This is a genomic window from Cytophaga sp. (assembly GCF_051961495.1).
Lineage (GTDB): Bacteria > Bacteroidota > Bacteroidia > Cytophagales > Cytophagaceae > Cytophaga.
Genome location: NZ_JBQCDF010000278.1, coordinates 1 through 2,796, shown reverse-complemented (window position 1 = coordinate 2,796; position 2,796 = coordinate 1). Strand labels below are relative to the sequence as shown.

Genomic DNA, 2,796 nt, shown 5'->3' with positions numbered 1-2,796 from the left:
AAAAATATTATATATAGATGATGAGGTGAATAACCTCGCAGCATTCAAAGCAAATTTTAGAAAGTTATACGATATATATACAGCCGAGTCTGCAGAAGACGGACGTAAAATACTTGAATCAGTAGACATTGAAATTATACTTACAGATCAGCGCATGCCGAACATGACTGGAGTAGAATTTTTAGAATCTATTATTCCAGACTTTCCAAATCCAATCCGTATATTGCTTACAGGCTATACAGATATGCAGGCATTGATTGATGCTGTCAATAAGGGGCAGATATATCGATATCTTAATAAGCCGTGGGATGAAGAAGAACTGAAAATGTATATCAACCAAGCCCACGAGCTCTATACGCTCAGAAAGGAAAATGCAGATCTGACAAAAGATCTTTTACGTGTAAATGCACAACTAGAATTTATGATCAGACAAAAATTATTATCGTAAAACTGTTCTCTGGTAAATAGAATAATATAGATATATTAATTACTATTTCTGTCTTTCTTCAGCTCATGTGGTTATTACTACTTAAAAAACAAGGGCAAAAATGGATAGAATTAATATTCTGTATCTCGATGATGAAATAAATAATTTACATTCGTTTAAAGCAAAATTTAGAGGCGACTATTCAATATTCTTAGCAAACAATACTACTGAAGCGTATCAGATTCTTGAACGCGAATCTAATATACATATTATTATTTCTGACCAGCGTATGCCTGATATGACAGGCGTAGATTTTTTTGCGTCAATCATATCTAAATATCCATCTGTAGTAAGAATCCTTTTGACCGGATATTCCGATATCTCTGCCGTAATAGATGCCATTAATAAAGGGCATGTATATCGATACCTTGAAAAACCCTGGAATGATATTGAAATGCAGCTGGCGATTGATAATGCATACCAGTTTTATTTCATAAACAACCAACTCAAAATGAAAAATGATGAGTTGCGGAAAATCAATGAAGAACTGAACCGGTTTGCATATAGTGCTTCACATGATTTGAAGGCTCCGGTAAAGTCCATGCAGGGAATTCTCAGTTTGGTAAATGCGGAGAGTAAAGGAGAAGAAAATAAGCTTTTAAGTTATTTAAGTGAAAGTGTTAAAAAGCTCGATTATTTTATTAATAATATAACCGACTACTATAGAAATACGCGTATTGAAAAAACATTTACTGAGATTGATTTCAATAAAATCGTTCATGAATCAATTGCTGTTATTGAAGAAACGCACAATTGTAATGTAACGGATATTCAGTTTTCTATTAATATTATTCAGGAAATTGGCTTTATTAATGATGAGTTCAGGATTAATGTGCTCATCAGTTATTTGTTGTCTAATGCGATTAAATATCAAAAGAACAGGGAAACAAATAAAACCATAGGTATTGATATTTATGTTACTGAGAAAAGAGCGAAGATTAAAATATCAGATAATGGTATAGGAATTCCGGAAAAGCATCTTGAACATATATATAAAATGTTTTATCGGGGAACTTCACAAAGTACTGGTTCTGGAATCGGATTATATATTGTAAAGGAAACCCTCGAAAAACTGGATGGCAGGATACATGTAATTTCACAGGAGGGGGTAGGTACTACTTTTGAGATTGAAATACCCAATGAGGTTACATTATAAAAAAAACATTTTTTCAATCATTTTCATTTCAAAAAAGCGCCTATTTTAAGGCGTTTTTTTTGTTTCATAGAATCGACGTTTTTTTCATTTTTCAGACTGATATTCAATATCAGCCTAAATGAATTCTGAACATTTTCTGTTGCTACACAGTGAAAAATATGCCTTTAGTGAGCGATTTGGAAGGTTTTTTAATTCCCGTAAAAAAAACTGCGGAAACTACTTATAAAAAAATGCCAAAATAATCGGAGGTCTTAGGGGGGCTTGCACCCGTTAAATTTGATATATCTAAAGGAAATAAAATTAATATCAATTTAAACACCTACAATTATGAAAGCTAAATATATTTTAACAGCAATTGCAGTAACAGTTTCAAGTATCGTATTCGCAGGTGGCAATGATCCACAAGTTAGCGTTAACAATTATAAGCATCCAAACAAAGCTGCTAAAGCTCAGGCGCAAATTGATGCGCAGGATGGTACTGAAGTTACTCAAGTAATCAAAGAAACTGAAGATGCAGGTAACTACAAAAACAGTTTCAAGAAATCTACTTATACATACGTAAAAACTGAAGCAAACAAAGAAGCTTATCCTTCAAATGCGAAGCCTCAGGCACGTAATTATAAAAATCAATTTCAATTCCGTTCAAGATAATTGAAACCTCAGTAGTATAAAGTTAAGCCTCAATAAACCGCATTGTATGTGTTGTTGATTTGTTGAGGTTTAGATTACCAGAGCCCCGTAAGGGGCTTTGGTATTTTATAAACGAAATATTAATGATGATATTTTTCACCTTTAATGATCGTGCAGGCTCTGTAGAGTTGTTCAAGTGCAAACAAGCGTACCATTTGATGCGAAAAAGTCATTTTGGACAAAGCAATTTTTCCGTTCGCCCGTTTGTAAACAGTTTCTGAAAAACCATAAGGGCCGCCAATCAGGAATATTAAATTACCTGCCACAGAATTCATTTTTTTTTGAATAAAACCAGCAAATTCAGCAGAGGTAAATTCACTGCCTTTTTCATCCAGCAAAATTAATTGGTCTGAATCCTGCAGCCGATCAAACAATAGTTTCTCTTCCTCTTTCTTTAATACGTCGCTGCTGACCTTGGTATTCCTGGGTTCGGGAATTTCTATGTATTCAAAAGGAAGATAAT

The 2,796-nt window shown here is 33.5% G+C and carries 4 protein-coding genes; 3 read left to right on the top strand and 1 reads right to left on the bottom strand.

Annotated features, from left to right (window positions below; all coding sequences use genetic code 11):
• The 3 genes from ACTHJT_RS15645 to ACTHJT_RS15635 form a co-directional block, all read left to right on the top strand.
• Nucleotides 1-448: response regulator (locus ACTHJT_RS15645; protein WP_440239901.1), on the top strand; the 448-nt coding region annotated here is incomplete at its 5' end.
• Nucleotides 449-548: 100 nt separating this feature from the next.
• Nucleotides 549-1,643, top strand: coding sequence for a hybrid sensor histidine kinase/response regulator (locus ACTHJT_RS15640; protein ID WP_440239899.1), 1,095 nt, complete (start codon nt 549-551; stop codon nt 1,641-1,643).
• Nucleotides 1,644-1,970: 327 nt separating this feature from the next.
• The gene (locus ACTHJT_RS15635) at nt 1,971-2,294 is read left to right on the top strand and encodes a hypothetical protein (protein ID WP_440239897.1); all 324 of its coding nucleotides are present in this window, start codon (nt 1,971-1,973) and stop codon (nt 2,292-2,294) included.
• 119 nt (nt 2,295-2,413) lie between these two features.
• Here ACTHJT_RS15635 and ACTHJT_RS15630 read toward each other — a convergent pair.
• A partial coding sequence (locus ACTHJT_RS15630; protein WP_440239895.1) for a 23S rRNA (pseudouridine(1915)-N(3))-methyltransferase RlmH occupies nt 2,414-2,796 on the bottom strand: 383 nt, incomplete at its 5' end.